The sequence below is a fragment of the Streptomyces sp. P5F9 genome, assembly GCF_057961495.1.
In genome coordinates, this window is record NZ_JBXVPZ010000042.1 from 1 (window position 1) to 26,492 (window position 26,492).

At 70.1% G+C, this 26,492-nt stretch carries 27 protein-coding genes and 2 pseudogenes; 4 read left to right on the forward strand and 25 right to left on the reverse strand.

Annotated features, from left to right (window positions below):
• Positions 1-608 precede the first annotated feature (608 nt).
• From AC31A1_RS10420 to AC31A1_RS10435, 4 genes are all read right to left on the reverse strand, one after another.
• Positions 609-2,060: a PepSY-associated TM helix domain-containing protein gene (locus AC31A1_RS10420; protein WP_489652992.1), complete on the reverse strand. Its 1,452-nt coding sequence runs from the start codon at positions 2,058-2,060 to the stop codon at positions 609-611.
• Positions 2,061-2,340: 280 nt separating this feature from the next.
• Positions 2,341-2,928, reverse strand: a complete 588-nt coding sequence (locus tag AC31A1_RS10425) for a copper resistance CopC family protein (RefSeq protein WP_489652993.1) — start codon at positions 2,926-2,928, stop codon at positions 2,341-2,343.
• The gene (locus AC31A1_RS10430) at positions 2,907-3,461 is read right to left on the reverse strand and encodes a superoxide dismutase family protein (RefSeq protein WP_489652994.1); all 555 of its coding nucleotides are present in this window, start codon (positions 3,459-3,461) and stop codon (positions 2,907-2,909) included. Before AC31A1_RS10430 ends, AC31A1_RS10425 begins: the two co-directional genes overlap by 22 nt.
• Positions 3,462-3,730: 269 nt before the next feature.
• Positions 3,731-4,528, reverse strand: coding sequence for a hypothetical protein (locus AC31A1_RS10435; protein ID WP_489652995.1), 798 nt, complete (start codon positions 4,526-4,528; stop codon positions 3,731-3,733).
• 166 nt (positions 4,529-4,694) lie between these two features.
• Here AC31A1_RS10435 and AC31A1_RS10440 point away from each other — a divergent pair, with 166 nt between their 5' ends.
• Complete coding sequence (locus AC31A1_RS10440; RefSeq protein WP_489652996.1) at positions 4,695-4,877, forward strand: hypothetical protein; 183 nt, start codon at positions 4,695-4,697, stop codon at positions 4,875-4,877.
• Between the two features lie 143 nt (positions 4,878-5,020).
• On the opposite strand, the gene AC31A1_RS10445 is transcribed toward AC31A1_RS10440, so the two are convergent.
• The 16 genes and pseudogenes from AC31A1_RS10445 to AC31A1_RS10520 all read right to left on the reverse strand — a co-directional run bounded on the left by AC31A1_RS10445 (position 5,021) and on the right by AC31A1_RS10520 (position 17,630).
• Complete coding sequence (locus AC31A1_RS10445; RefSeq protein ID WP_489652997.1) at positions 5,021-5,296, reverse strand: hypothetical protein; 276 nt, start codon at positions 5,294-5,296, stop codon at positions 5,021-5,023.
• A gap of 3 nt (positions 5,297-5,299) precedes the next feature.
• Positions 5,300-5,515 carry a hypothetical protein gene (locus AC31A1_RS10450; RefSeq protein WP_489652998.1) on the reverse strand — a complete coding sequence of 72 codons (216 nt, stop codon included), beginning with the start codon at positions 5,513-5,515 and terminating at the stop codon, positions 5,300-5,302.
• 433 nt (positions 5,516-5,948) lie between these two features.
• Positions 5,949-6,776, reverse strand: a complete 828-nt coding sequence (locus tag AC31A1_RS10455) for an ABC transporter ATP-binding protein (RefSeq protein ID WP_489652999.1) — start codon at positions 6,774-6,776, stop codon at positions 5,949-5,951.
• 7 nt (positions 6,777-6,783) lie between these two features.
• Positions 6,784-7,779, reverse strand: coding sequence for a FecCD family ABC transporter permease (locus AC31A1_RS10460; RefSeq protein ID WP_489653000.1), 996 nt, complete (start codon positions 7,777-7,779; stop codon positions 6,784-6,786).
• 26 nt (positions 7,780-7,805) lie between these two features.
• Positions 7,806-8,849: an ABC transporter substrate-binding protein gene (locus AC31A1_RS10465; protein WP_489653001.1), complete on the reverse strand. Its 1,044-nt coding sequence runs from the start codon at positions 8,847-8,849 to the stop codon at positions 7,806-7,808.
• Positions 8,850-9,157: 308 nt separating this feature from the next.
• On the reverse strand, positions 9,158-9,766 hold the full coding sequence (locus tag AC31A1_RS10470) for a sigma-70 family RNA polymerase sigma factor (protein WP_489653002.1): 609 nt from the start codon (positions 9,764-9,766) through the stop codon (positions 9,158-9,160).
• Between the two features lie 224 nt (positions 9,767-9,990).
• Positions 9,991-10,680 carry a hypothetical protein gene (locus AC31A1_RS10475; protein WP_489653003.1) on the reverse strand — a complete coding sequence of 230 codons (690 nt, stop codon included), beginning with the start codon at positions 10,678-10,680 and terminating at the stop codon, positions 9,991-9,993.
• 134 nt (positions 10,681-10,814) lie between these two features.
• Positions 10,815-11,354 carry a copper chaperone PCu(A)C gene (locus AC31A1_RS10480; RefSeq protein WP_489653004.1) on the reverse strand — a complete coding sequence of 180 codons (540 nt, stop codon included), beginning with the start codon at positions 11,352-11,354 and terminating at the stop codon, positions 10,815-10,817.
• Positions 11,351-13,696: a heavy metal translocating P-type ATPase gene (locus tag AC31A1_RS10485; RefSeq protein ID WP_489653005.1), complete on the reverse strand. Its 2,346-nt coding sequence runs from the start codon at positions 13,694-13,696 to the stop codon at positions 11,351-11,353. The genes AC31A1_RS10480 and AC31A1_RS10485 overlap by 4 nt, the downstream gene beginning before the upstream one ends.
• Complete coding sequence (locus tag AC31A1_RS10490) at positions 13,696-13,950, reverse strand: hypothetical protein (RefSeq protein ID WP_489653006.1); 255 nt, start codon at positions 13,948-13,950, stop codon at positions 13,696-13,698. Before AC31A1_RS10490 ends, AC31A1_RS10485 begins: the two co-directional genes overlap by 1 nt.
• 560 nt (positions 13,951-14,510) lie before the next feature.
• Positions 14,511-14,909, reverse strand: a pseudogene (locus tag AC31A1_RS10495) (RNA polymerase sigma factor); the annotation flags it as partial.
• A gap of 148 nt (positions 14,910-15,057) precedes the next feature.
• On the reverse strand, positions 15,058-15,300 hold the full coding sequence (locus tag AC31A1_RS10500) for a hypothetical protein (RefSeq protein ID WP_489653007.1): 243 nt from the start codon (positions 15,298-15,300) through the stop codon (positions 15,058-15,060).
• Between the two features lie 206 nt (positions 15,301-15,506).
• Positions 15,507-16,574 carry a glycosyltransferase family 4 protein gene (locus tag AC31A1_RS10505; RefSeq protein ID WP_489653021.1) on the reverse strand — a complete coding sequence of 356 codons (1,068 nt, stop codon included), beginning with the start codon at positions 16,572-16,574 and terminating at the stop codon, positions 15,507-15,509.
• 44 nt (positions 16,575-16,618) lie between these two features.
• Entirely contained in the window at positions 16,619-16,753 is a 135-nt protein-coding gene (locus tag AC31A1_RS10510) for a hypothetical protein (RefSeq protein WP_489653008.1), read from the reverse strand.
• Between the two features lie 2 nt (positions 16,754-16,755).
• Complete coding sequence (locus AC31A1_RS10515) at positions 16,756-16,890, reverse strand: hypothetical protein (RefSeq protein ID WP_489653009.1); 135 nt, start codon at positions 16,888-16,890, stop codon at positions 16,756-16,758.
• Complete coding sequence (locus AC31A1_RS10520; RefSeq protein WP_489653010.1) at positions 16,887-17,630, reverse strand: AMP-binding protein; 744 nt, start codon at positions 17,628-17,630, stop codon at positions 16,887-16,889. Before AC31A1_RS10520 ends, AC31A1_RS10515 begins: the two co-directional genes overlap by 4 nt.
• Before the next feature lie 174 nt (positions 17,631-17,804).
• Between AC31A1_RS10520 and AC31A1_RS10525 the strand changes: the two genes are divergently transcribed.
• Positions 17,805-19,031 carry a PucR family transcriptional regulator gene (locus AC31A1_RS10525; protein ID WP_489653011.1) on the forward strand — a complete coding sequence of 409 codons (1,227 nt, stop codon included), beginning with the start codon at positions 17,805-17,807 and terminating at the stop codon, positions 19,029-19,031.
• A 66-nt stretch (positions 19,032-19,097) separates the two neighbouring features.
• Here AC31A1_RS10525 and AC31A1_RS10530 read toward each other — a convergent pair.
• From AC31A1_RS10530 to AC31A1_RS10540, 3 genes and pseudogenes are all read right to left on the reverse strand, one after another.
• Positions 19,098-19,677, reverse strand: a pseudogene (locus AC31A1_RS10530) (DUF1345 domain-containing protein).
• Between the two features lie 324 nt (positions 19,678-20,001).
• Positions 20,002-21,330 (reverse strand): class I SAM-dependent RNA methyltransferase, encoded by a 1,329-nt coding sequence (locus AC31A1_RS10535; protein ID WP_489653012.1) that lies wholly within the window; start codon positions 21,328-21,330, stop codon positions 20,002-20,004.
• 103 nt (positions 21,331-21,433) lie between these two features.
• The gene (locus tag AC31A1_RS10540; protein WP_489653013.1) at positions 21,434-23,485 is read right to left on the reverse strand and encodes an APC family permease; all 2,052 of its coding nucleotides are present in this window, start codon (positions 23,483-23,485) and stop codon (positions 21,434-21,436) included.
• 370 nt (positions 23,486-23,855) lie between these two features.
• On the opposite strand from AC31A1_RS10540, the gene AC31A1_RS10545 reads away from it, so the two are divergent.
• A complete protein-coding gene (locus AC31A1_RS10545; protein ID WP_033283949.1) occupies positions 23,856-24,527 on the forward strand; it encodes a potassium channel family protein in 672 nt (223 codons plus the stop codon).
• Positions 24,527-25,204 carry a potassium channel family protein gene (locus AC31A1_RS10550; protein ID WP_019061074.1) on the forward strand — a complete coding sequence of 226 codons (678 nt, stop codon included), beginning with the start codon at positions 24,527-24,529 and terminating at the stop codon, positions 25,202-25,204. The genes AC31A1_RS10545 and AC31A1_RS10550 overlap by 1 nt, the downstream gene beginning before the upstream one ends.
• A 71-nt stretch (positions 25,205-25,275) precedes the next feature.
• Here the strand turns inward: AC31A1_RS10550 and AC31A1_RS10555 are convergent, their stop codons facing one another.
• Both AC31A1_RS10555 and AC31A1_RS10560 read right to left on the reverse strand, forming a co-directional pair.
• Entirely contained in the window at positions 25,276-26,055 is a 780-nt protein-coding gene (locus tag AC31A1_RS10555) for a DUF3159 domain-containing protein (RefSeq protein ID WP_489653014.1), read from the reverse strand.
• Positions 26,056-26,058: 3 nt separating this feature from the next.
• Positions 26,059-26,457: an OB-fold nucleic acid binding domain-containing protein gene (locus AC31A1_RS10560; protein ID WP_078652621.1), complete on the reverse strand. Its 399-nt coding sequence runs from the start codon at positions 26,455-26,457 to the stop codon at positions 26,059-26,061.
• Between the last annotated feature and the right edge of the window lie 35 nt (positions 26,458-26,492).

The following is a 26,492-nucleotide window of genomic DNA, read 5'->3' on the forward strand; positions in this document are numbered from 1 at the left end:
GTCCATGAGGGGTGGGGCAATGTCCGGGGTAGTGGGGACGTCCAGGACCGTTGCGGACGGGGCATGGCCCTGGGAGCACCCCGCCACCGGGAATCGGAGAATACGCACTGCACGCCGGCTTCTGAGCGAGGCGTGGTCCTTGTCGGTCCTGACCACGGGGCTGCTCGCCAGCGGGTACGCCTGGTTGGGGTTCCTCGCCGGGGGCGCAACGGGGGCGCTGTTCGGTGCCGTCGCGGGACTTTCGACGAGCGCCTTGCTGCACGTGCTCGTCAGCCGAGCGGTGTCGGGTCCGAGCGGACGCCGCGCTGCCGGATCAGGACAGCCCGACCGGCACCGACGGAACCGGCCCTGAAGGAAGGGATCTCCGCTCGTCGGCCACGGAGACCGGCTCCGCCCCCCTGGTCCGACGAGCGGGACGCAGCCGCGAGCCGAACTGTCCTTACGAGTACGGCATTTGTCCATCCTCGACGGGATCGCCCTGGGCCTCTGCCTGAACCGCACTACGGCCGACAGTCCTTGTCGACGGGACTTCCGCGGAGCCGCTCCGCCAGGGTTGGCACGACCGGGCCGGGGCACTGCGTCCGAACAGCCCGGCCCGGTCGTGCCGGTCAGCCGCCGGAAGTGGTCGCAGCCGTCGGCGACGTGGGCGTACGACGGCTCCGGGCTGCGCCGACGGCGAGGTCGACGACCAGGAACAGGGCCAGAGGGATGCCGAACAGCGGAATCACCCAGCCGATCGCCGCGACTACGACGATGCCGATCGCCACGGTCCGGGAGGGCAGGTCGCGCCAGGCGCCACGCGCGGGCGGGGTGCCGAGGAGGGCGCGGCGGTCGGCGCGGGTGGGGCGGCGCTGCCACCACATTCGGTAGCCCCAGAGGATCACGAAGATCAGGCCGATGGCCACGAGAGCGAGCGCGATCTGGTTGACGATGCCGAACAGCGTGCCCATGTGGGCGTTGATGCCCCAACGGGTCAGTTTGGACAGCACCGGCCAGTCGGCGAAGTCCACCCGGTCGACGACGGTGTCGGTCGAGGCGTCGACAGCGACGCTGTCCCGTCCGACGGGCCACAGGTTGCGGGTCTGCGTCACGGTCCAGGCGGTGGTGCCGTCCGCCGGTACGGCTATCTCCACCGTGCCGCTCAGACCGTCGTCACGAGCTGCTTTCAGCACGCCGTCGATCTCGCTCGGGTCGACGCTCTTGGCGGCGGCGGAACCCTTCGCCTCGGTCAGTGCGGTGGAGACCCCGGGCGTACTGGAGCGCAGCGAGTCGAGGGCCTCGCCGAAGTTGGCGCCGGCGTAGCGGGACCAGGTCAGACCGGTGGCGGAGAGACCCAGCAGCCCGATGGCGAGCCACACGCCGGTCACGGCATGCCAGTTGCGCGTGCGCCGTACGCCCTTCTTCGTGCCCCGTTCCGGCAGCAGCAGGCGCCGCGCGGTCCGGTTGCCGCGCTGACGGCGCCACCACAGGATCAGGCCGCCGAGGACGAGGACCCAGAGCCAGCTCGCGGCGATCTCGGAGTAGTACCGGCCCACCGTCCCGAGCTGGAGGTTGCGGTGGAAGGCGTCCAGCCACGTCTTGACGGGAGTGTCGGCGTACCAGGTGGTCAGCTGCCCGCGCACCTTGCCCGTGTACGGGTCGACGTAGACGGTGTGTGCGTTCTCCCCGAGTCGGGGCAGGGCGAAGTCCACCTGGGTGGTGTCGTCGCCGCTGCCGGGGCGTACGGCGGTCAGGGTCCCCGTCGGATGTTCCGTACGGGCGGCGGCCACCTGCTCCGACAGGGGCCGGACACTGCCACCGGTGTGGGAGACGTGCAGCTCCTTGCCGTAGAGAAGCGAGTCCAGTTGGGGCGTGAACGTGTAGAGCAGGCCGGTCACGGCCGCGACGAGCAGGAACGGCGCCACCAGGACGCCGGCGTAGAAGTGCAGCCGTACCAGCAGCGCGCCGAGGCCGCCCTGCCGACGGGCCGGAGCAGCGGTCGCGGTCGGCACTGCCGCGGGTTTCTCTTTGGTCGATCCGTCTGGTTCGGACAGGTCGGGGGTATCGGAGTTGACGGACATCAGTCCCACCTCGTGCTGTGTCGGCGGTGCACGAGGCACCGGGATCGGTGCGGGAACCGACGCCCGCTCGATTCGAGTCCCCGCGGCATCGCTCCACGGCCCGCTTTCGGCCGCTGCGTTGAAACAGTCGGATGGGTGGGCCCTTGAGTTCCCGCCCGCCTCGTGAATTCGGCTGCGCGGACGGCGAGTTCCTCGGACAGCCGCCCGCGTGTGGGCATGCGTCGAGCCGCCGGGCCGGAGATCTGGTCTCCGGCCCGGCGCCCCAAGAACGGGCCTCACCTCACTCGGTGCCGCTCGCCTCCAGGACTCTCCGTCGGCGCAGGCCACGGACGGTGAGGAACCCTCCACCCACCACAACGACAGCCCCACCCGCCAGGACGGTCACCCCCGTGGTGCGGCCGAGGCCGAGGAAGGTGTCGGACGTCCCCGTGTCCGGGGCCGGCAAGCTCAAGTGCGCGCAGACGGAAGGGGTGTCGGCGGGCTTGGTCCCGTCGACGGCCTCGAACTGGAAGGAGTTGGTCTGGGCGTCGCCGTCACCCGCGGTGATCGAGTACGTGAGCGTGATGATCCCCGCAGGCAGCGGAGACACGGCGGCGCAGGCCGTGGTGGTGTCGGTGACGACCGGCTGTCCCACGGGTATGGACGTGCCGTCGGGTCCGACCATGCTGATGTTCGGGGCGATGCCGACCGTCAGGTTGTTGAAGGTCAGCCGGACCACGCTGGTGCCCGCACCGACCTTGGCTCCGGGGGCCGGCGCCGCGTCCTTCAGCCCGGTGTGGGCGTACGCGGGTGTGCCGCACAGGAGCAGCAGCACACCCGCCCAGCCGAGCGGCGCGGCCGTCGCTCTCAGAAGTCGAAGTCGGCGCATGCGATCCGGTTGTCCTGTGCCTCGTTGGGGTGGATCACGATGGCGACCGCGCCCTTGCCGGTCTTGCGGGAGTTGTCGACCGTCGTCATGCCCGTTCCCGACTTGTCGGCGGTGAACATCAGGTGGATCTCGTTCGGGGGCATGGCCGGGCCGCCCTTCACGAACTGGAAGTGCTCCCCTCCGTTGTCGGCGGAGCAGTGCTGGGCATGCAGGTGCGCCATGTAGACGTGCCCGGGCTTGAGGCCGGTCAGGGAGACGGTGACCGTGGTGCCCTTGGAGCCCTGGGCCAGCCAGGCCGTGCCCTTGACGTTGTCCATGCCCGGCGGGCGGGTGTCCAGCATCTTGAAGGCGCCCTTCACCACGCTCGCGCCGGAGATCTTGTAGGCGGGCGTGGCCGAGGGGTCCCCCATCGCCATGCCGGACATCCCGTCCATGCCGTGGGCGGAGGACGAGGCGGACGACGCGGTCTCGGCGGAGGTGTGGTCGGCCGTATGGCCTCCGCAGCCGGTGGCGAGGGCCGTCGCGGCAGCCACCAGGACGGCGCAAGCGGCAAGTCGGGCCCTGCGCCGGGTGGTTCGGGGCGTCGGCGCCTCGCCGGACGTGGACGCACGGACAAGTCTGTTGTGGAGCATGGGATTCCCGATCGATCAGCGGAGCGGAGAGCACGCACCGTTGCTGCGCACAGGCAGGCGGGCATGCTCCGGGCCGGGTGGAGGAACCGACGCACGCGAGAGCGCACGCCGATCCGGGAAATGAACCGGCCCTGGCCAACGCCCGGAAACCACAGGGGAGTTCAGGGGCGTCAGGCGGACAGCGGGCCGGGGGACAGACGCGGGAGCGCCGAACCGGCTCTGGGTGGCCCTCTGCGGATGACGGCATGTTTCAGCACGGCGGAGACCGTCGGCCGAACTTCCGCCACGCCCACCGCGGTTCGACCAGCGAGGTTGCGGACTTCGCGCACCGTGCGTGCCAGCATGCGGCGGACACGCCGAAGCGGCGCGAACAGGGCCACGGCCAGGGCTCGGCCCAGCCGGTAGGCCGCCGTCTCACCCCGCCAGAGCCACAGCCCGCACACGACGGCGGCCAGCAGGTGGGCGAGGAACATCCCGGTGGAGCCGTGCCGTGCCATGACGGACTCCAGCGGCAGCATGCCCGCAGTGCCCGTTGTCCCGGCGCCCTGCATCACCATGCCCGAACCCGAGTGACCCATGTCCATGACCATGCCGGAAGGGGAGAAACCCGTCCCGTGGTTCATGCCGGTAGCCGCTTCCGTCCCCGGTACGCCGATGACCGAGTGGGCCGCGTCGAACAACAGGTGCAGCAGGCCCTGAGCAACGGCCGTGGCTCCGACCACAGTTGGAGCACCACGTTCGCGGCCGGTCAGCCACCAGGCGCCCGTCGCCGTCCCGGTGAACGCCAGGACCAGCGTCCACCACGGCGGGAGATCACCGGACATGACGGCGTGCCCCAGTGCCGTCGTCACGACGCAGACAGCCGCGAAGACTGCCGCCCGCAACGGACGCAGAGTGCCGACGCTCTCCACGGTCCACGCCGTGCGGGTCCCCCGGCGTGTTCCGGCGTCGCGGCACCTCCGGGGCATCGCACAACTCCTCGAACCGATGGGCTTCCTGGTTCCTTACGGGCGGGAGCAACCCGGCGTTCACGCCCCGGAGTTCACACCTCGGGGTTCGTCCCTTCCACGGCGGCACGAGCGGTACTGGCGTCGGCGGAGTACACCCGGCCCTTCCCGCATCCTTGGGGTTGTCATGATCCACTCCCGTGAACTCATCGAGAGCATCCTCGGCGGCGAGGTGCCGGCCGAGGCCATCGACGTACTCGCCGCGTGCGCGACGGGCACGCTCGCCGAGAAGGACGCCGACGGGCTGCGCAAGGCCATCGACCAGGACCTGGACCGCGCCGACGTCACGGCGCGAGCCACCGCATTCTGACCCGACCCGCCACAGCGGTCACGACCTGTGCGGCGGGCACGCCGAGCACCACGAGCACTGCCGTATCTGCGCCGAGACCACCGGTCAGGCCGCCGACGCCCGCAGGGACGTGCTCAACGCCGTACGTGCCTGAGCCCGCGGAGTCAGTCCCGTGAGGGCGGTGACGGCGGGCGACCGGACACCGCCCGCTCCACCAGCACGTACAGCAGCCCGCTGACCACCAGGCCGACCAGGCAGCCGACGACGGCACCGACCGCGCCGGCGACCACCTCGCCCAGCCAGCCGTAGCCTCCGGCCAGCACTGCCACCGTGGCGGCGGGCAGCAGCCAGGCCGGGCCGCCGCTCCCCGCCCTGCCTCCGCCGGACTGCTGATCCCAGGGCCACACCGCGTGCGGCCCGTTCCGCCGGGTGCGTGTCATCGGTCAGGCGACGGCTATGCCGTCCAGCTTGCCGGCCTTCGCCTCCTCCACCAGCGAGGCGAACTGGTCGACGCTCATCTGGACGCGCTGACCGAAGTCGTCGGTGAGCAGGACGCGGCGCTCCGCCGGTGCGCTCGGGTCGACGAACAGTTGCGGGCAGCCGCAGTTGCAGTTCCCGCAGAAGGTCGCCAGCGGTTCCAGGCCGTTGGTGTCGCTCATCGTGCACTGCCTTTCGGGGGGGGCGGGCGGCCGAAGGCATGTCGATCACCTGGGGCCCGGTACAGCCATGGACATACCCCCGGGCGCAGGACGAGACGCGCCCGCGCGCGGAGGGCCGGGGGCTCGGTCCTCTGCTGCCATGCGCCTGTTCACTCCCGATGCTTCCGTTTCATCGCACATCTCGGGAACCAACTCCCTTGTCTCTACGACTACTTGAGGAGGGGTCATTCGATTCGGCGGGAACCTTCTCCACCACCGTCACACGGCTGTTCACACCATCGCGGCCATGCACACGCTCATCAGTACGTCGGCCGCCGCCCCCTACCGGGAGAGGGCTCGGTGCCCCGCGAGACGAGGCAGATCGGAGGCGCCCATCTTTGGGGTCCAGAGCAGGACCCTGGAACCTGCGGCGGGCTCCAGGGTCCGATCGGGGTCAGCGCGCGGCAGGCTCGGAAGCCACGTCGCCCTCGGTCGCCGGCATCGCGTCGCGGGCGAGCGGCTGGGCGGCGTAGGTGATGCGGATGACGCCGTCGGCATGCCGCTCGGCGCTCGCCCGAACGCCGAAGACATCCCTGAGGATCTCCGGGGTCAGTACCTCCAGGACCGGCCCCGCAGCCACCACCGCTCCGTCGTGCAGCACGACGAGGTGGTCGCAGAGGCGGGCGGCCAGGTCGAGGTCGTGCAGGACCGCGAGGGTGGTGATGCCGGTGGCGCGGATCAGGTCCAGGAGCTCGAACCGGGCGCGGATGTCGAGGTGGTTGGTGAGTTCGTCCAGGACGAGGAGATGCGCGCTCTGCGCCAACGCACGCGCCAGCAGGACGCGTTGGCGTTCGCCGCCGGACAGGGAGGCGTAATCGCGGTGCGCGTACGGTCGTACGCCGCAGTGGTCGATGGCCTCCTGCACGGCCGTGTGGTCCTGGGTGCCGTCGCGTCCCAGCAGGCCGTGGTGCGGGGCGCGGCCCAGGGCGACGATCTCCGTCACGGTCAGGCCGGTGGTGTTGCCGGTGGCGTCCTGGAGGACGGCGGCGGTGCGGCGGGCCGCGGCGCGGGCGGACAGCGTCCATACGTCGTCCTCGCCGACCCTCACGACACCGTCCGCCGGGCGGAGCGAGCGGTAGACGGCGCGCAACAGGGTTGATTTGCCGCTGCCGTTGGGACCGACCAGGCCGACGATGTCGCCCTTGCGAGCCTCAAGGCTCACTCCGTGGAGGATCGGGCTGCGGTCCAGGGTGATGTGGAGCCGGTCGACGGTGAGTTTCATGGGGGCTTCAGTCCAGACCCTTGTTGTGGCGCAGCAGCCACAGGAAGAAGGGGGCGCCGAGGAGGGCGGTGAGGATGCCGAGCGGCAGTTCGTTGGGGCGGTCGAGGGTGCGGGAGAGCAGGTCGACGAGGACCAGGTAGACCGAGCCCAACAGGGCGGTCAGGGGCAGGAGTCGGCGGTGGTCGGCGCCGGTGGTGAGGCGGACGAGGTGCGGGATCATCAGGCCGACGAAGCCGATGGTGCCGGCGACGGCGATGACTGTTCCGGTCAGCAGTGCGCTGAGCACCAGGAGGACGGCGCGCAGCCGGTTGACGTCGACGCCGAGCGCGGTGGCGGACTCGTCGCCGGCGAGCAGGACGTTGAGCCGCCGGCCGAAGAGTGTCAGGAGGGCTGTCGTCACCAGTACGACCACGGTGACCGTGGGGAGTTGGTCCCATTGGGCTCCGGCCACGCTGCCCAGCATCCAGAACATGACGGTGCGCAACTCGTTGGGTGTCGCCTGGAGTTGGACGAAGCTGGTCGCCGAGAGGAAGACGTAGCCGACGGCGACTCCCGCCAACACCAGCCGGGTCGGCGCGAGTCGGCCCCGCCGCTGTCCGAGCGCGAAGACCAGCGCGCCCGCGACCACCGCGCCGATGAAGGCCGCCGCCGACACCCCGAGCCCGGCGAGCGCGGCGCCGCCGCCCAGGGTGATGACGAGGACCGCGCCGAGCGTGGCGCCGTAGGAGAAGCCCAGCACGATGGGGTCGGCCAGCGGGTTGGACACCACGGTCTGGAGCACCGCGCCCGACACGGCCAGGGCCGCGCCGACCAGAGCGGCCAACACCACGCGCGGGGTACGGAAGTTCCAGACGATCTGGTCGAGCGCGGGGTCGGAGGGTGCCGTCCCGGCGCCGGTGACGTGGTGCAGGACGATCGCCCACACGTCGCCGAGCGGGACGTTCACCGCGCCGATACTGATCGCCACGATCATGGTCGCGAGCAGGGCGATCGGCAGGAGCATGAAGGCCAGAGGAACCTTGATCCGGCTCAGAACGCGTCCGGGTGCAGCCTCTTGGCGATCTTCTCCACGGCCAGGTCGTTGCTGGGGCCGAGATACATCGAGTCGGAGAGCGTGAGGTACGTGTCGTTCTTGGCGGCCGGCCACTGGGGGAACTCCTTGAGCAGCTTCTTGGCGTATGCCGCCGGGTCGGGGTCGTTGTAGCTGATGACGACTACGGCGTCGACATCGGTGGCGGCCACCTTCTCCTTGCTCAGGTCGGCGAAGGTGGTCTTCGAAGCGCCGGCGAAGGCGTTGGTGCCACCGGCTTTGGCGAGGATGTCGTTGATGATGCCGTTGGCGACGACGGAGCTGAAGTCGTTGCCGCCCATCGACATGTTGGAGAACAGCACCATGATCTTGGGGGTGTTCTTCTCCCCCTTGACCTTCGCCGAGACCGCCGCGATGTTCTTCTCGGAGGCGGAGATCAGCTTCTCGGCCCTGGCGCTGACGTTGAAGATCTTTCCCATGTCGCGGAGCAGTCGGTAGCTGTCGGCGACGGTCATCTTCGAAGGGTCGTCGTCGCAACCCTGCGGGGAGACATAGCTGTTGGCTCCCACCTGCTTCAACTGCTCGCGGGTGGCGAAGCCGTTCTTCTGGTCGAAGCCGTACGTGGTGACGGACAGGACGAGGTCGGGGCGCAGACCGAGCATCGCCTCGCGGGGGATGTCGTAAGCCTCGTTGAGTTTGACGTCACCGGTGGGCAGCTTCTTGATGGCCTCGGCGCGGCCCGCGACTTCGGACATGCCGTAGGACTGCTGGTTGGCGACGATCTTGTCCTGGAGTCCGAGGGCGAGGAGGGTGGAAACCTCGGCGACGGAGGCGCCGTTCATGACGACGACGCGGCTGGGTGCCTTCTTGAACGTCTCGGTCTGACCGCAGTTCTCCAGGGTCACCGGGTAGCCGGTCTTCGACGCGGCGGCCTCGGTCGTCGTGCCGCTCGCTCCGCCGTCGTCCGAGGAGTCGCCGCATGCCGCCGTGAGGAGGCAGAGGGCTGCGGCCAGGGCGGTGGCGACCGGCCGGTTGATCGACATGCGGGCTCCTTGCGTATGGGGCTGCTCATAGGCTGAAGGGATCTGCCGCAGTAGTCGGGGCGGCGGCACGACGGGTTCCCGACAAGTCCCTTTGATTTGGCGGGTGTTGACGGGCGTTGTCGGGTGAGGCGGCAGTCCGGCAGGGGCGGGCGGCGGGCCGTGCGGCGACACCGCGTACGCCGGTGCGAGCCGACGGGATCGCCTTCTGTTCTGTGGCACGCCGCAGTAGTCGTGCCGTCGCCCTGTCGAGTTCCCGGTCGCGGGTCCAAGTGAGGGCCGGCGCCTGCCAGGAGGCGCCGGCCCTCACATCACGCCGCCTGGACGGCCTCGGTCTCGGCTTCGAGCAGCAGGCGTTCCAAGGCGATCCTCGCCCGGGCCACCCTGGAGCGGATCGTGCCCACGGGGCAGCCGATGAAGCGTGCCGCCTCCTCGTAGGGCAGACCGACCACCTGGGTCAGTACGAACGCCTCGCGGCGTTCGTCGGGCAGCGCCTCCAGCAGGTCGAGGAGTGCGATGCCGTCGTCGAAGCCCGGCAGGTCGCAGGGCTGGGTGCGTTCCAGGGCCAGTTGCCAGTCGTGCGCGTCGGCCAGGCGCGGTCGGACCGCGGCCCGGCGGAAGCTGTCGGCCACCGCGCGGCGGGCGATGGACAGCAGCCAGGTGCGGGCCGAGGCGCGGCCCTCGAAACCCGGGAGGCTGTCGAGGGCCCGTACGAACGTGTCCTGGGTCAGGTCGTGCGCGGCCTGGGGGTCGCCGCTGAGATGGGCGACGTAGCGCAGTACGTCGCCGTGGAGCGCGCGGACGAAGTGCTCGGTCGCGTGGGGATCGCCGTTGCGGGCGGCCAGGGCCCAGGCGGTGGCGGAGGCGTCCGCCGCGGCACGCTCCGCCCGGCGGGGAGCGGGCAGCACAGAAGTGATCACGTGGTGTCCTTCTCGGGTCGTCCGGGGCCGACGTCCCGCAACGGGGCACGGCTCTCCGGCACATGGGGTGCGGCCGTACACGATGGGTACGGCGATGCCCGGGGCTCGTCGCGCGCTCGTCGGCCCGCACGAAGAGGTGTGCGGCCCTGGGAAGACCCGCGCCGGAACGCGGCCGGAACGCGGTAGGACGAAGAGCGGGTGAGCCCCCGGTGGATCCGGCTGTCTCAGATGACAGCGGCGCCCGTGGGCGGCCCCCGGGAGGTGACGGAGTAGCAGAGAAGGAAGCGGGCCAGAGACGACTCGTACGCGGCGGTGCGGCGCCTGCGCACGGACGGGCGGCGGGCCGGTACCGGCAGCGCCAGCAGCATCCGCAGGGGAGCCACCAGCCGCGCTGCCGCCGCCCGCAGGACGCGGAAGACGGCGCGTTCGCCGTACGCGAGCCACATCCCGCACAGGACGGCGGCGACGAAGTGGGCGGCGAGCATGCCGAGCGAGGCGCTGCCCGTCATAGTGTGCGCGTGCCCCATGTCGGCCGAGCCGTGCGCCATGTGGGTCATGCCGCTCATGTCCATGGCGTCCATAGCGTTCATCGACATGGAGTCCGAGGAACCCATGTCCATGCCGCCCATGCCGGCCGACGGTATACCGCTCCCGGGCGTCAGGGTCTGGCCCAGGGAGAACGCCTCGTGAAGCACCGTCTGGGCGGCGACCACGACCGTGACGATCAGCCCGCGCCCGCGCTCACGGCCGGCAAGGAACCAGCCGGCCGTGCCGGTCGCGGCGGCGCCGGCACCCATGGTCCACCAAGGGACGGGAGTGCCGGACATCATCACGTGGCCGAGGGCGGCCAGCAGCACGCAGGCGGCGGCGAACACACCGGCCCGCAGCGTGCGGCACCACCCTCCGACAGTCATAGCGCGCCCATCTTTGCACCCGACGTCTGATCGTCATCAGGGGGTACGGGCGCACACCGGGTCCTCGACTCACCACGGAAGCAGTGACTCATGTCACATGACGGCACCGGGAACTCGGTGACCGTTCGGTACGACTACTGGAAGGAGACGGTCCCGGGACGCACCACGACGGCAAGCACCGTGACCCGCCCGCTGCGCCGGAATTCGAAGGTGAAGGGGACGAGGTCCCCCGAGCGCCACTTCCCCGAGGCCGCTGAGACCGTCAGGTCCACCCCGGTCGGCGACATGGCGAGGCTGCCGCCCGCCTGAATGTCGACGGAGTCGATCGCGGTGCTGTAGGCCCCGTTCCCCTCGGTCATACGGTGCCGGGAGAGAGCGATGCCGCCAGGGACACGGGGTGAAGTGACCCGTATCAGGCGGTCGGCCGAGCCGCCCTCGTTGGCGACGCGGAAGAACGCCGCCGTCTCCTCGACTCCGGCGGACGGCAGCAGAAGACGCCCCTCGGTGACCCGGATGCGCGCCGGAGTTCCGGCCTCACCCGTGCCCGTCCACGCGGTCAGGCCCGCCAGGGCCACACTGCACGCGGCGACGGGCACGAGGGCGGCCAGTACGGCGTCCCTCAGCCGCCGCCGCGCGCCGATCCGGGACGATATCCGGGCCAGGATCCGCCTCATCGGGCACCGCCCTTCCCGGATCGGGCCCGTCGCCCTGGTCCGTGCCCTCGTCCTGGTCCGTGCCCTCGCCCTGGTCCGCGTCCTCGTGCGGGAGAGGGCTGCCAGGCACGCAGGCGCAAGCTGTTGCACACCACCAGCACAGAACTGGCGGACATCGCCGCGGCGGCGACCATGGGGTTGAGCAGCCCGACCATGGCGAGCGGCACGGTGACGACGTTGTAGCCGAAGGCCCACACCAGGTTGGCGCGGATCGTTCCGAGGGTGCGCCGGGCCAGCCGTACGGCGTCGGCGAGCGCCTCGATGTCCCCGCGTACCAGGGTCAGGTCGGCGGCCCCGATGGCCACGTCCGTGCCGGTGCCCATGGCGATGCCCAGGTCGGCGCCGGCGAGGGCGGCGGCGTCGTTCACACCGTCGCCGACGACCGCGACCCGGTGGCCCTCCTCCTGCAACTGCCGTACCAGAGCGGCCTTGTCCTCGGGAGAGCAGCGTGCGTGTACGTCCTCGATACCGAGGGCGTCGGCCACCGCCTGCGCGGGCGCCTTGCGGTCGCCGGTGGCGAGCACCGGGCGGATGCCCAGCCGTCGAAGCTGGTCCACGGCCCGGTAGCTGCCGGGCCGCACGAGGTCGCCGACGGCGATCAGGGCTGTGGCGTGGCCATCGACGCGCACGAGGACGGGCGTGTGCGCGGCGTTCTCAGCCACCGCCAGGGCCTCGGACAGTACGTGGGGCAACTCGCCCTCGGGCACGACGACTTCGACCGTACGGCCCTGCACCAGGCCCTTGACGCCCTGCCCCGGTGTGGCCACGAAGTCCCGCACCGGCGGCAGCGGTTCGCCTCCCGCCGAGCGGTGCGCGTACGCGGTGATCGCCCGGCCGAGCGGATGCTCGGACCCCTGCTCCACCGCCCCGGCCAGCCTCAGTACCGCCTCCAGCCCCAACTCGCCGGACACTGTGGTGACTTGGGCGACGCTCATGTGGCCGGTGGTCAGCGTGCCGGTCTTGTCCAGTACGACCGTGTCGACATGTTGGAGCGCCTCCAGTGTCTGCGGCCCGCTTACCAGCACGCCCAGTTGGGCCCCGCGCCCGGTGGCTGCCATCAGCGCTGTCGGCGTGGCCAGGCCCAGTGCGCACGGGCAGGCCACCACGAGGACGGCCACGCAGGCGGTGAGCGCCGCCTGCGGGTCGGCTCCGGCGCCGAGCCAGAATCCGAGGACGGTCACCGCGATGCTCAGCACGACGGGTACGAAGACTCCGGCCACCGCGTCGGCCAGCCGCTGCGCCTTGGCCTTGCCCGCCTGAGCGTCGGTCACCAGCCTTGTGATCCGGGCGAGTTGGGTGTCCGCGCCGACGGCCGTGGCTCGCACCAGCAGCAGTCCGCCGACGTTGACGGCCCCGCCGACCAGCGCCGAACCGGGGCTCACCTCGACGGGTTCACTCTCGCCGGTGACCAGCGACAGGTCGACGGCGGAACTGCCCTCCGTCACACACCCGTCGGTGGCGACCCGTTCACCCGGCCGTACGACGAAGACCTGCCCGACCCGCAGTTGTTCGATGGGAACGGCCCGCTCACCGTGCTCGTCACGGACGGACACCTCCTTGGACGCCAGCTCCGCCAGCGAGCGCAACGCGGCGCCGGTGCCACGCCGTGCGCGCGCCTCCAGGAACCGCCCGGTCAGCACGAACAGCGGGACGCTGACCGCCGCTTCGAGATACACGTGCGCCGTTCCGTCCGACGCGGACGGCAGCAGGCTGAACGGCATCCGCATCCCAGGGTCGCCCGCTCCCCCGAGGAACAGCGCGTACGCCGACCAGGAGAAGGAGGCCACGACGCCCAGCGAGACGAGCGTGTCCATGGTAGCCGTGGAATGACGCAGCCCCCGTACCGCCCGGGTGTGGAAGGGCCAGGCGCTCCACACCGCGACCGGGGCGGCCAGCGCGAAGCACAGCCACTGCCAGTTGCGGAACTGCAGGGCCGGCACCATCGAAAGCACCAGGACCGGCACGGCGAGCAGCGCGGTGACGAGGAGCCGTTCGCGTTCCTGCCGGGCAGCGGCCTCGGAACCGTCCGCGTCGACGTCCGCTTTCCCCTCCTCCTCGCGGGCGGGCGGTGCGGGCAGGGCAGCCTGGTATCCGGCCTGCTCGACCGCGGCGACGAGTTCCTCCGCCGGGAGACTCTCCGGATGACTGACCCGGGCGAGCCCGGTGGCCAGGTTCACCGTCGCGGTGACACCCTCCAGCTTGGCGAGCTTCTTCTCCACCCGCCGGACGCAGGCCGCGCAGGTCATTCCGCCGACGGTGATGTCGGTCGTGACCATCAGGCTCGTCACCGGTTCGCCCGCCATCACTCACCGCTCCTGTGCGTCCCCGGCATGTCCTGCGTGCTCCCGCCCGACCCGGACATGTCTTCCATGCCGCCACTGCTCCCGCCACCGCTGCCGCCGTCTCCTCCGGTGCTCGTCCCGGCGCTCCCGGTGCCACGCATTCCGGGCGCGACCGGTCCGGCGGCCGATCCGACGGCGTACGACACCGAGAACATCAGCACGAGCAGCAGCAGGAAGCCGCAGAGCGCGGGCGGCGGCAAGAGTCCGCGGGGCATCACACCCATGAGACGGAAAGACTGTCGGAACTCGGCCATGCCCGGCCTTCCTGGTCGCATCGAACCATCCTGCGAAACGGGGCAGTTGAAGCCCTGTCGCTCCAGTAGTCGGCGGGACAGAACACCGAGTTCCGGCGCCTAATCGTGATGTACGTCTCAGGGGAGGCGGACGTCTCACTTGTCGCGGCCCTGGGCCCAACGAGAACGGACGGCCAGGTCGGCAGCGGTGCGCTCGAACTCCTCCGGGCGCCATTTCCGCAGCCCATCCGCCCAGGTCATAAACTATCCAGCCCGTCAAACTCCGTCGCGCCGATGCCCGGATGACCGTGCCGACGCAGGAATCGGTCACATCGGTGGAGTGACAGAAGTCCCCGCTCATCGCCCCCGCCCTCACCGGACGCCTGTTGCCGGCTTGCGCTGACGGTCGGTCAGCGCAACACGTAAGAGCAGGTCAGCGGCACAGCAGACACATTCCCGCCATGCGCCTTCCAAGCGCCTGCTCTGGCGGCCATGACCGAACGCGCCGACGCCCACGCGGTCACCTACGGCCTGGACGCGCACTCCCGCTTCGCCGACTTCGTCCAGTTCGCGGCGACGCGTCGCACAGACGTCAGCAGATAGGCGCGTACGGCGTGCTCGGGCCCCGAGCCGCCGCGCACCGCCTGGAGCATGCGGGCGAAGACCTCGGCGGTCAGGTCGTCGGCGGTGTGCCCGTCCCGGCAGCAGGTGCGCGCGTAGCGACGCACGGCGTCCGCATGACGCCGATACAGCTCCTCGTACGCCGTGTCGTCACCGGCGCGCATCCGCTCGATCAGCGAAGCGTCGGCCGCAATGGCAGCCTCGATAGGCTCGGACCCCCGAGGGAAGCGTCCTTCCCAGCCTGGCACCTGCGTGGAGCCGATGCCTCCCGAACCTACGTCACTGCCAACGAGTGACTCGTCCCACCCGTCAGCACTCATCAGCACTCATCGCGAAAGCCCCCGCCAAACGCTCTCCGTCGAGGACGTTCTGAATCTGGGCGACATCGTCGTGGTCGGTGACGGGGTAGCTCTGCACGACGTGGATGAACCCGATGCCGGGCCCCGCGCTGCTTGTCGCGTATGCGGGTCAGCTGGGCCGGAGGTAGCGGCGGGTGATTGCCGTCCACTCCTCGTCCGCCCGTCCGGGGACGAGCCGGCCGGCTGTCTCCCACTGCCGAACGAGTTCGGTGAAGATCGGCTCCAGGTCGGGACGCGGAACCGCTTCATCGCCTCTGCGCCACACACGGGTGACGGGCGTGAACCACATCGTCGTCGTGGCCCCGTCCGGCTCGAAGCCGCATGGGTCATCGGGTTGGCCTGCGTACGTCACGGTCTTCCTGTTCGCCGTCGGCTGCCCGCCGGTCAGCCCAGTGACATGGGCAGGCCAGGCCGTGCGGTGGGCGGTGTCCCGGCGGCTGTCGTCGCCGGGACACCTCGGATGGGGGAACTGGGGCTGCCGGCCCCAGGAGCTGGACTCGGCGTCGTGGCCGAGCCTCCAGCGGTCGACAACTGCGCCGGGGCAGGCTGGAGAGACCGTCAGGTGAGCCGGCGGCCGAGTTCGTCCAGGGCGTGTGCGGTTGCGGAGAGGGGGTAGCGGGCGGCATTCGCGTATCCGGCCTGCCGCAGGGCGGGCAACAGTCCGGGGGCGGTCCGCAGGCGCTCGATCTCGCGGGCGAGGGGAGCGGTGCGGGTGAAGTCGGTCGCCATCCCGGAGCCGGCCAAGGTCTCGGTGAGGCCCGGAACCGGCTGGTAGAGGACGGGCAGCCCGCAAGCCTGGGCTTCGAGGGTCACCAACCCCATGGTCTCCGGTGCGAGCGCCGGCTTCACGAGCACGTCGTGCTCGGTGAAGGCCCGCCACAGCTGCGGGCGGCGCAGCCAGCCGAGGTAGCGGATCCGCATCCCGGTGCGCTGCAGAAGCGGAGCCAGCGCCTGGAACTGGGTCCGGGGGGTGGCGACGCTCAGCTCGACACCGGGGATCGCGGCCAGGCCGGCCAGGTGTGCGGCGCCCGTCTCGGCGGTCAGTCGTCCTGCGTACAGCAGTCGCAGATGGCTCGTCGACGAACGGGGCGGCCTGGCAGGCGGGGCGGTCAGCAGGTGGTCGGGGATGCCCCACGGGATGTGGGTGATCTTGCGGCGGTCGATCGGGGCGAGCTTGAGCAGGAGGTCGGCCATCGCAGCGGTCGGCACCACAATGGCATCGGCGGCCCGTGCGGTCTCGCGCAGGATCTGCATCTGCTCGCGGTGCGTCCTGGCGCAGATCAGGTCGGTGCCGTGGACGAGGGCGATCCTCGGGTGCGCGGGCAGGGCCCTGATCAGGGCCGGGGTGGCGCCGAAGGTGAGGTGCTGCAGGTGCACAACGCCGATTCGGGCCGGGTCGAGTGCGGCCGTGAGGGCCCTGCGCAGGGCGAGGACGTAGCGGCCGAATGCCGGGCCGTGAAGGCACTTGCCTGCCACCGACAGCAGTTCCAGTCCGCCCGGGAGGCGGAAGCGTGGGTTGGTGGGAGCGAGTATGAAGGCACGGGCCGGAATGAGGGGACTCTCACCGGTGTAGAGACCGAGGTAGCGTTCGGCGCTGCCGCCGAGGCTGCCTGCGGGCACGTCCATGAAGGTCGCGGCCAGTGGCCGGGACGGTGGAGGGACAGCGGGGTTCACCGGGGGTCTCCTTGGATCTCCTCGTACAGGCCGTACAGCCGGTCCGGGTTCCCTGCGGCCGGCCCGGATTCATGCCGGGCGGGGCGGGTCTGATCGGTGTCGAAGACGAACGCGATCTCTGGGAACGCCACGGTCATGACCTCGCTGGGGGTGGGTTGTCGCCCGCGGCGAGCTGGGCGGCGCGGCCGGCCACGAGGTCTGCCCGCTCGGCATCGTCGAGGGTGTCGCTCTCCTTGAGCACGGTCAGAATCTGCCGCCAGAGCGTCAACGCCCGCTCCCGGCGTTGCGTGCAAGCGTCGTGGCGGCTGACTCGTCGGGTGCGGCCGGTGTGGGGGGTGTTTGTCCCGCAGGCAGGCATGCCGTGGCGAGGAGCACCGCGCTGAGGCCGTAGGTCCGGCCGTCGGAGGGGAATGCCGGCACAGATTCCGAGTCGTCGTCCACGGTTGCCTCGTCGAACAGCGCCCTGGCGGTCAGGGCCGGATTGCCGTGCATTGCGCCGTGCGTGAGCGCGGTGCCCGACGGACCCTTGGCGGCTTCCCCCGTGCAGAGAATGACTGCCGGGTCATCATCGGCACGGTCGACCACGGCGGGGTGGTGGGGCCAGAAGACCACCTGGTCGAGGAAGGCGAGGCTGATCGGGACGAGCGTCGTGTCACCTGTCTCGGCTTCCTGGGCCCGCTCGGCGTCCGATGCGTAGAAGACAAGTCGTGCACCGCAGGCGGTGCCCCGGGGCCGCGGCGCAAGCAGCCGGGGCCGGGGGTAGAGCGGCACGACGATCGCCCCGGCGCGCAGAGCACCGAAACAGAGGGCGGGGAAGGCCGGGACATTGGGCAGTCTCATCCCCACGCGATCGCCGGGGCGCACGCCGTGGGCGAGCAGCCCGCCGGCCACCCGGGCGCTGAGCTCGTCCAGCTCGGCATAGCTCAGGACACTCTCGTCGACGCGCACCGCCGGTCGCTGTGGGTGCCGTTCGGCCGCTTCCGCCAGGGCAGTGGCGAGATTGCTCACGTCAGTTCGCTTTCATGCACGCAGGTCTGATCTTTACGTGACGATCCTCGCAACAGGGACCTGCCGGACACCATGTCGGCATCGACACCCTTTTCTGTCCTCGTCGACAACGACCCAGCAGGGACTCGGTCGTTGGGGAAAACCCGTGACCGACGCTGCCCTAGGCTCGGCCACGTGCACGTGACAGAGTCCAGACGCATCGTGGCCGAACTGGCCAAAATCCTGCTCGGCAGGCTCGATGCCATCGCCACGGAGATGGCCGAACTGACCTACGAGAACATTGAGTTCTACCGAACCATGGTGGTGCGCCCGGAGGACCTGTGCGCGTCCCTGCGCCGCAACTTCCATGGCGCCATCAGCTACCTCGCCGACCCCGCCGAGCCGTCGTTCGACCTTTCCGGGCCCGCGGAAACAGGCCGGCAACGCGCCCTGCAGAACGCGCCGTTGCCAGAGATCCTGCGTGCCTTCCGCTTGGGGGCCCAACACCTCTGGGAGCAACTTCTCCATGAGGCAAGGAAGTTGGGCGGAGACGCGCCTGACGCGCTCCTGGAATCGGCGGGGCGGATCTGGGAGATCGCCGACGCGCAATCCTCGGTCCTCACCGACGCCTATCGGAAAACGCTCGCGGAACGGATGGTGGAGACCGACCGGCGCCGCTCCGCCCTGGTCGCCGAGCTGATCGACGGGCCCTCCTCGGACAGCGACACCATCTGGGAGGTCGCACGCATGCTCGACTTCCCGTTCCAGGGATCGTTTCTCGTCGTGACCGCCGAGGCCCTCACCGTCGGCGATCCGCCACTGCCAGGACTGGACAGCCGGCTACGAGCCCTCGACGTCGGATCGGCGTGGCGTGCGCAGCCGAGTACCGAGACAGGGGTGCTCTCCTGCCCGCAACGGCAGCCAGTGGAACGGATCCTCGATGCCGTACGCGCCGTCGCGACAGGCCGCGTCGGCGTGAGCCCTCTCTACGACCGTCTCGACCAGACGAGCCGTGCGCTGCGGTACGCGCAAGTCGCGGCGCAGTCACTGCCCCCAGGCGCCGCGGCGGTGCGCCAGCTCGACGACACACCACTGACGGAACTGGTGATGCACAACCTGGAAACCACCCAGCGCGCCGTCCACCGCATTCTCGGCGGCGTACTCTCCCTGCCCGAGGACGACCGCACCACTCTGCTCGCCACCGCCCGAGCGTGGCTCGGAGCACACGGATCGGCGGCCGAGGCGGGACGGGCTCTGTACTGCCACCAGAACACGGTGCGCTACCGCATGCACCGCCTGGAGGAGTTCCTGCGCGGCCCCCTGGACGACCCGAGGATCGTCGCCGAACTCTCCATGGCACTCGACGCCGTGGGCACCTTCCCCACCCTCCTGGAGCAGCGTCCGCCACCTCTGACTCCCTGACGGACCGCTGCGGGCTGGAGACATCCCGTCGTTGCCCTGTCGGCTGTGCGCTTTCGAGTCCGTATCTCAGCCGGCGGCGCTGATGACGATTCCCACCACGAGGTTGATGGCCGTGGCGAGAATGCTCGTGCCGAAGACGTAGGACATCAGCGAGTGCCGCAGCACGATCGCGCGGATCGTGGAACTTGAGACATCCGTGTCGGACACCTGATAGGTCATGCCGAGGTTGTAGCTGAAGTAGAAGAAGTCCCGGTACGCCGGCGGATCGTCCGAATTGAAGTCGATGCCGCCCCCGGACTCGTAGTGCACGTAGGCATATCGGGTGGCGTACATCAGGTGCAGCGCGGCCCAAGCCGTGAAGACCCCACACAGGGCGGTCGCGGCGTGGCCGGTGTCGGACTCGCCGCCGTGCAGGTTCCTCGGTGACGGGCCGGAAGTCCTCACGTCGCGCATCGCGGTGAGTGGTTGCGGCATCCATCGGCCACAGCACCGCCCACCCCGCCAGCACGAAGAACAGTTCCATCGCGGCGATCCCGGCCAGCACACCCAGTGGTGCGTCGGTCGGCAGTCCGACGGCCGCGCCGACCACGGCTCCGAGGACCACGGCCCCGGGCTGAGGCGACAACCCGACGGGAACACCGGGTATGTACCCACCATGCCGATCCGGCACCGCCTCGTTCTTCCGAAGACCCGGAACGGCCGACGCCGATCAGTCGCCAACTCCGCAACGACACGTGGGCCAAAGCCCACATTCGTGCTGTTCAGGGCCATGCGCGCAGTGCACCACCAGCAGACCAAGAACCTGCTGGGCGCTCCGCTCATGCGGCTGAGCATGACTGCTTGGCACCACGACATTCCCGGCGCCCCTGCCTTACAGCCTTGGCCATCAGACCGACGAGCGTCATTTCAGCGTCAAGATATCGCCCTTAACTCCCACACCGCACATAACGCGCACCCACAAAACCGCAGGTCAGGACGGCTTGGCCACCGGCTCCAGAATCGCCACGCACTCCACATGATGAGTCATCGGGAACAGATCGAACGCCCGAAGCGTCCGCACCCGATACCCGCCGTCCCGGAAGTACGCCAGGTCCCGAGCCAACGCCGCCGGATCGCAGGCCACATAGGCGATCTTCCGCGCCCCGAGCGACGACAGGTGCTCCACGGTCTTCTTGCCCGCCCCCGCCCGCGGCGGATCGAGCACGATCAGGTCGACCTCACTGATCCCCGTCCGCGGCAGCACGCTCTCGACCTTGCCCTGCTCGATCCGCACCCGCTCGAACCCGGCGAGATTGTGCCGGGCGTCCTCGACCGCGCGCTTGCCGGACTCGATGCCGAGGACCGCGCCCTTGTCGCCGAGGCGGTCGGCGAGGGCGCCGGCGAAGAGGCCGACGCCGCAGTACAGGTCGAGGGCCATGTCGCCCTTGCGCGGCAGCAGGCCCTGCATGACCGCCTTGACAAGGGTGTCCGCGGCCATCGGGTGGACCTGCCAGAAGCCGCCGCTGCCGACGCGGTACGTACGGCCGTCGGCCCGCTCGCGCACGAACGCTCGGCCGTGGACGCGGTGGATACCGCCGTCGTGCTCCTCGACGCGCATGACCGAGACGGGGCGTTCCAACTCGACCAGGGGCAGGCGGGCGCCGGGGCGGGGCTCCAGGATGACCATGCGGTCCTGGGAACCCGTCGCCGCGATCGCCTCGACCGAGGCCATGCCGGACCAGTCGCGCTCCTCGATGCCCAGCTCGCTGACGCCCGGTGCCGCGATCATGCAGTGCTCGACCGGCTCGACCTCGTGCGAACGGTGCTTGCGCAGACCGGCGTTGCCGTCGACGTCCACCGCGTACTGCACGCGCGTGCGCCACCGCGGCACCTGGCCCGCGGGCAGCTTGTCGCCCTCGGCCGGCATCACCGTGCCGTCCCAGCCGGCCTCCTCGGGCGTGAGCCCCGCGAGCCGCTGCAACTGCTCGGTGATGACCTCGCCCTTGAGGCGACGCTGAGCGCCGGGCTTGGCGTGCTGCCAGTCGCAGCCGCCGCAGCGGCCGGGCCCGGCGTACGGACACGGCGCCTCGACCCGGTCCTTGGACTCCTCCAGGATCGTCACCGCGTCGGCACGCAGGAACCGGGCGCCCTCCTCGCCGTCGGTGACCCGCGCGACGACGCGCTCACCGGGCAGCGCGTGCCGGACGAACAGCACCTGACCCTCAGACGTACGGGCGATGCAGTGCCCGCCATGGGCGACGGGGCCCACCTCGACCTCGTACTCCTCCCCCACCAGCGATTTCTTCGGTTCTGCCTGCATGGCGGGGTGACTCCACAACGTCAAAGGGGGTACGGCCGGACAACAGCCCACCAGTCTACGTGGACCCCGCCCGGCCGCTCACCACAAAGCAAAGCAACCGACGCTAGAGCTTGGACTTGGAGGACTCGCTGTGCCGCTCCTCCGCAGGACCTCGCCGCACCGCACCCGGCGCACTCCACTCCTGCCGCTTCCGCGCCCGGTTCTTGGCCGCCTCGGAGGACTCCAGCTGGTACGGCACCGACGTCACCATCACGCCCGGCGTGAACAGCAGCCGGCCCTTGAGCCGCAGCGCGCTCTGGTTGTGCAGCAGATGCTCGTACCAGTGGCCGACGACGTACTCGGGGATGATCACGGACACCGCGTCCCGCGGCGACTCCTTCCGCAGACTCTTCACGTACTCGATGATCGGCCGCGTGATCTCCCGGTACGGCGAGTCCAGCACCTTCAGCGGTACGTCGATCCCGCGCCGCTCCCACTCCTCGCGCAGCGCCTTGGTCTCCGCCGGGTCGACGTTGACGCTGAGCGCCTCCAGCGTGTCCGAGCGCATCAACTTGGCGTAGGCCAGGGCCCGTAGCGCCGGACGGTGGATCTTGGAGATCAGGACGACCGAGTGCACGCGGGACGGCCGGAGGCTGTCGTCGCTCGGGCCCTCGGGGGCCGCGATCTCCTCGGCGACCCGGTCGTAGTGCTTACGGATCGCGGTCATCGTGGCGTAGAAGATGCACATGCCGAGCAGCGCCACCCAGGCGCCGTGGGTGAACTTCGTGACCAGGACGACGACCAGCACCAGGCCGGTGAAGAACGCGCCGAAGGTGTTGATCGCGCGCGAGCGGACCATGTGGCGGCGCTTGGCCTGGTCCTTCTCGGTGGCCAGGTGGCGGTTCCAGTGCCGGACCATGCCGGTCTGGCTGAGGGTGAAGGAGACGAACACGCCCACGATGTACAGCTGGATCAGACGGGTCGAGTCGGCACCGTAGATCGCCAGCAGCAGTGCGGCCGTGCCGGCGAGCAGCACGATGCCGTTGGAGAAGGCCAGGCGGTCGCCGCGGGTGTGCAGCTGGCGCGGGAGGTAGCGGTCCTGGGCGAGGATCGAGCCGAGCAGCGGGAAGCCGTTGTACGCCGTGTTGGCGGCCAGGAACAGCACCAGCGCGGTGGCCGCGGCGAGCACGACGAACAGGAAGCTGCCCTTGCCGAACACGGCCTCGGCGACCTGCGAGATCACCGGGTTCTGGACATAGCCGGAGCCGATCGCGACGCCGTTGTGCAGCAGGTCGCTGCCGGGGTTCTCGGCCATGCGGACCTTGGTCGTCATGGCGAGGGCGATGATCCCGCAGAACATCGTGACGGCCAGGATGCCCATCGCCGCGAGCGTGGTCGCCGCGTTCTTCGACTTGGGCTTGCGGAAAGCCGGGACGCCGTTGGAGATCGCCTCGACACCGGTGAGCGCCGCACAGCCGGAGGAGAAGGCGCGCAGCAGCAGGAAGACCAGGGCGAAGCCCGCCAGGCCCTGGTGTTCGGCCCTGATGTGGTAGGCGGCGGTCGGCGCGCGCATGGTGTCGCCGAGGACCAGGCCGCGGAAGGCGCCCCACGCGATCATGACGAAGACGCCCGCGACGAAGACGTACGTCGGGATCGCGAACAGCGAGCCGGACTCCTTCACCCCGCGCAGGTTCATCAGCGTGAGCAGCACCACGACGGCGATCGCGCAGAGCACCTTGTGCTGGACCACGAAGGGGACCGCGGAGCCCAGGTTCTCGATGCCGGAGGCGATCGACACGGCGACGGTGAGGACGTAGTCGACGAGCAGGGCGCTGGCGACGGTGAGGCCGGCCTTGGGGCCGAGGTTGGTGGTGGCCACCTCGTAGTCGCCGCCACCGCTGGGGTAGGCGTGGACGTTCTGCCGGTAGGAGGCGACCACGGTGAACATCAGCACCACGACCGCGACCGCGATCCAGGGGCTGAAGTGGTACGCCGACACGCCCGCGATGGAAAGGACCAGCAGCACCTCGCCGGGCGCGTACGCCACGGAGGACAGCGGGTCGGAGGCGAAGACGGGGAGTGCGATGCGCTTCGGCAGGAGCGTTTCGCCCAACCGGTCGCTGCGCAGTGCGCGCCCGATGAGGATGCGCTTGGGCACGTCGGTCAGTTTGGACACAACAGAGGATCGTAGGCCTTCGAACAGGCGATCCTCTACATTCCCCCGCCTTACCCCCTGTCATCTGCCTCACGAGTGAAATAAAGGACGAGCGGAGTTGCGGATTCCGTCAAGATCGCCGACCTCGTGTCTATATGACAAAACCCCGCTCCCGCCGCCTCCTGGAGGTTCCATGCCCGCGACCGCAGAGCTGATCGGCGCCCTGGCCGCCCTCGTCGGCCTCGGAATCCTCACCCTGGCCAGCGTGCGCAGCATCGGCCGCCGCTGATGCACAGGGGTGCCGTGGATGGACCGGGCGTGTGTAGCTTGGGCCTCTGTCTGAGACCCTGATGGGGCTGAGCACTGATTTCAGGACACCGGAAGGACGGTCGTGCACATCGTCATCATGGGCTGCGGCAGAGTGGGTTCCGCTCTCGCCCAGACCCTGGAGCAACAGGGGCACACGGTCGCCGTGATCGACCAGGACCCCACCGCCTTCCGTCGGCTGGGCCCCGGATTCGGCGGCCGCCGGGTCACCGGGGTCGGCTTCGACCAGGACACCCTGCGCGAAGCCGGCATCGAGGAGGCGGGCGCGTTCGCGGCCGTCTCCAGCGGTGACAACTCGAACATCATCTCCGCGCGCGTGGCCCGCGAGATGTTCGGCGTGGAGAACGTCGCGGCCCGTATCTACGACCCCCGCCGCGCCGAGGTCTACCAGCGCCTGGGCATCCCCACCGTGGCCACGGTCCGCTGGACCGCCGACCAGATGCTGCGCCGGCTGCTGCCCTCGGGCGCGGAGCCGCTGTGGCGGGACCCCACCGGCGGTGTCCAGCTCGCCGAGGTGCACGCCTCGGCCGCCTGGGTCGGCCAGCGGATCAGCAAGCTTCAGGAGGAGACGGGCGTCCGCGTGGCGTTCCTCACCCGGCTCGGCGAGGCGATGCTGCCCTCTTCGCAGACCGTGTTGCAGGAGGGCGACCTCGTGCACGTGATGATGCGTACGGACGAGGTCGACAAGGTCGAGGCTGCGTTCGCCAAGGGTCCCGAAGAGGAGGGCGGTCACTGATGAGGGTCGCCATTGCCGGAGCCGGCGCGGTCGGTCGTTCGATCGCCGGAGAGCTCCTGGAGAACGGTCACGAGATCCTTCTCATCGACAAGGCCCCGACCGCGATCTCGGTCGAGCGGGTCCCCCAGGCGGAGTGGCTGCTGGCCGACGCCTGCGAGATCACGTCCCTGGACGAGGCAGCGCTGCAGCGCTGCAACGTCGTGATCGCCGCGACGGGCGACGACAAGGTCAACCTCGTCGTCTCCCTCCTCGCGAAGACGGAGTACGGCGTCCCGCGCGTCGTCGCCCGCGTCAACAACCCCAAGAACGAATGGCTCTTCAACGAGTCCTGGGGCGTCGACGTGGCCGTCTCCACCCCCCGCCTGATGTCGGCCCTGGTCGAGGAGGCGGTGTCGGTCGGCGACCTCGTCCGCCTCCTCCGCTTCAGCCACGGCGACGCCAACCTCGTCGAGCTGACCCTCCCCGAGGAGTCCGCCCTCGCGGGCACCCAGGTCGGCGACGTGGAATGGCCCGAGGACACGTCCCTGGTCACGATCATCCGCGGCACGCGCGTGCTGACGCCGTCCCGCGAGGACTCGCTGGAGGCGGGCGACGAGCTGCTGTTCGTGGCGGCTCAGGCGCGTGAGGAGCAGTTGGAGGACCTGCTGTCAGTGCGCCGGGAGGACGCGGCGAGCTGATACGCCAGACGTCTACGACGAGGAAGGGCGCCCTGAGATCTCAGGGCGCCCTTCCTCGTCGTAACCAAGAACTATGCGTCGCGACGGTGCCGTCCCGACGTGGCGTCCTCTGTCTCGCCGGTGGCCTCGGCCGCGGCCTTGCGGTCCTTCTCGGCCTGCTCCTCCGCCTCCATCTCCGCGAACACGTCGATCGGCGCGGGCGCCTTCGCGAGGAAGACCCAGGTGAGCCAGACGGCGAGGAGGAAGGGCGGGATCTTCAACGCGACCAGGACCCAGCCGAGTTGGGCGGTGTTGGCCCACCAGTAGAGCGGGAAGAGGATCGCGCACTTGGCGAGCAGGATCAGGCCCCAGGCCCAACTGGCCTTCGCGTAGGCCTTCTTGCGGCCGGGGTTGCGGGTCCGCCAGGAGAGGTTCTCCTTGAAGACCGGGCCGAGGATGAGGCCGATCAGCGGGACGCCGGCGAGGGTCGTGACGATGTACGCGAGCGCCAGGCCCAGCGTGTAGAGCATGCCGGGGAGGTAGAAGTTCTTGGCGTTGCCCGTCATCATCGCGAAGACGACACCGAAGGCGACGCCGAAGACGCCGCTGAAGGCGTGCTTGACGGTGTCCCGGGTGGCCAGCCGGACCACGACCAGGGCCAGCGCCACGGCCAGCGCGGCGATCGCCGACCAGTGCAGGTTCTTGTTGACGGTGAAGATGCTGACGAAGAGCAGGCCGGGCAGGACCGTTTCGATCATGCCGCGCAGTCCGCCGAACGCCTCGAAGAGGGCCGCCTCGGTCACCGCCCGGACATCCTGCTCGCTGTCTTCGGCGTCCACGGTGTCCGCGGTCGGCTTGTCGAGCGACGTCACCGGCTACTCCCGTCCGAGGGGTTTCAGTTCGTATTTCGGGTTGAAGAGCACACGGCGGCCCCTGCTCATCGAGATCCGGCCGGACGCGATCAGCTTGCGCCCCGGTTCTATCCCCACGATGGAGCGCCTGCCGAGCCACACCACGTCCAGCGCGGCCGAACCGTCGAACAGCTCGGCCTCCAGGGCCGGCACCCCCGCCCGGGGGCGCAGCGTGACCGTGCGCAAGGTACCAGTAACCGTCACGATCTGTCGGTCGTGGCAGTCGCCGATCCGGACACAGCCCTCGGTCTCGGCGTCCTCACGCAGCTCCTCCGACTCCAGGTCCTCCTGCGAGGTGGAGAGCCGGTCGAGCATGCGCCGGAACCGTCCGGCCGGCTTTTCGGAACGAGGGACAGCGCTCATATCTGAAGCGTACCGGGGTCCACTGACAGCAACGT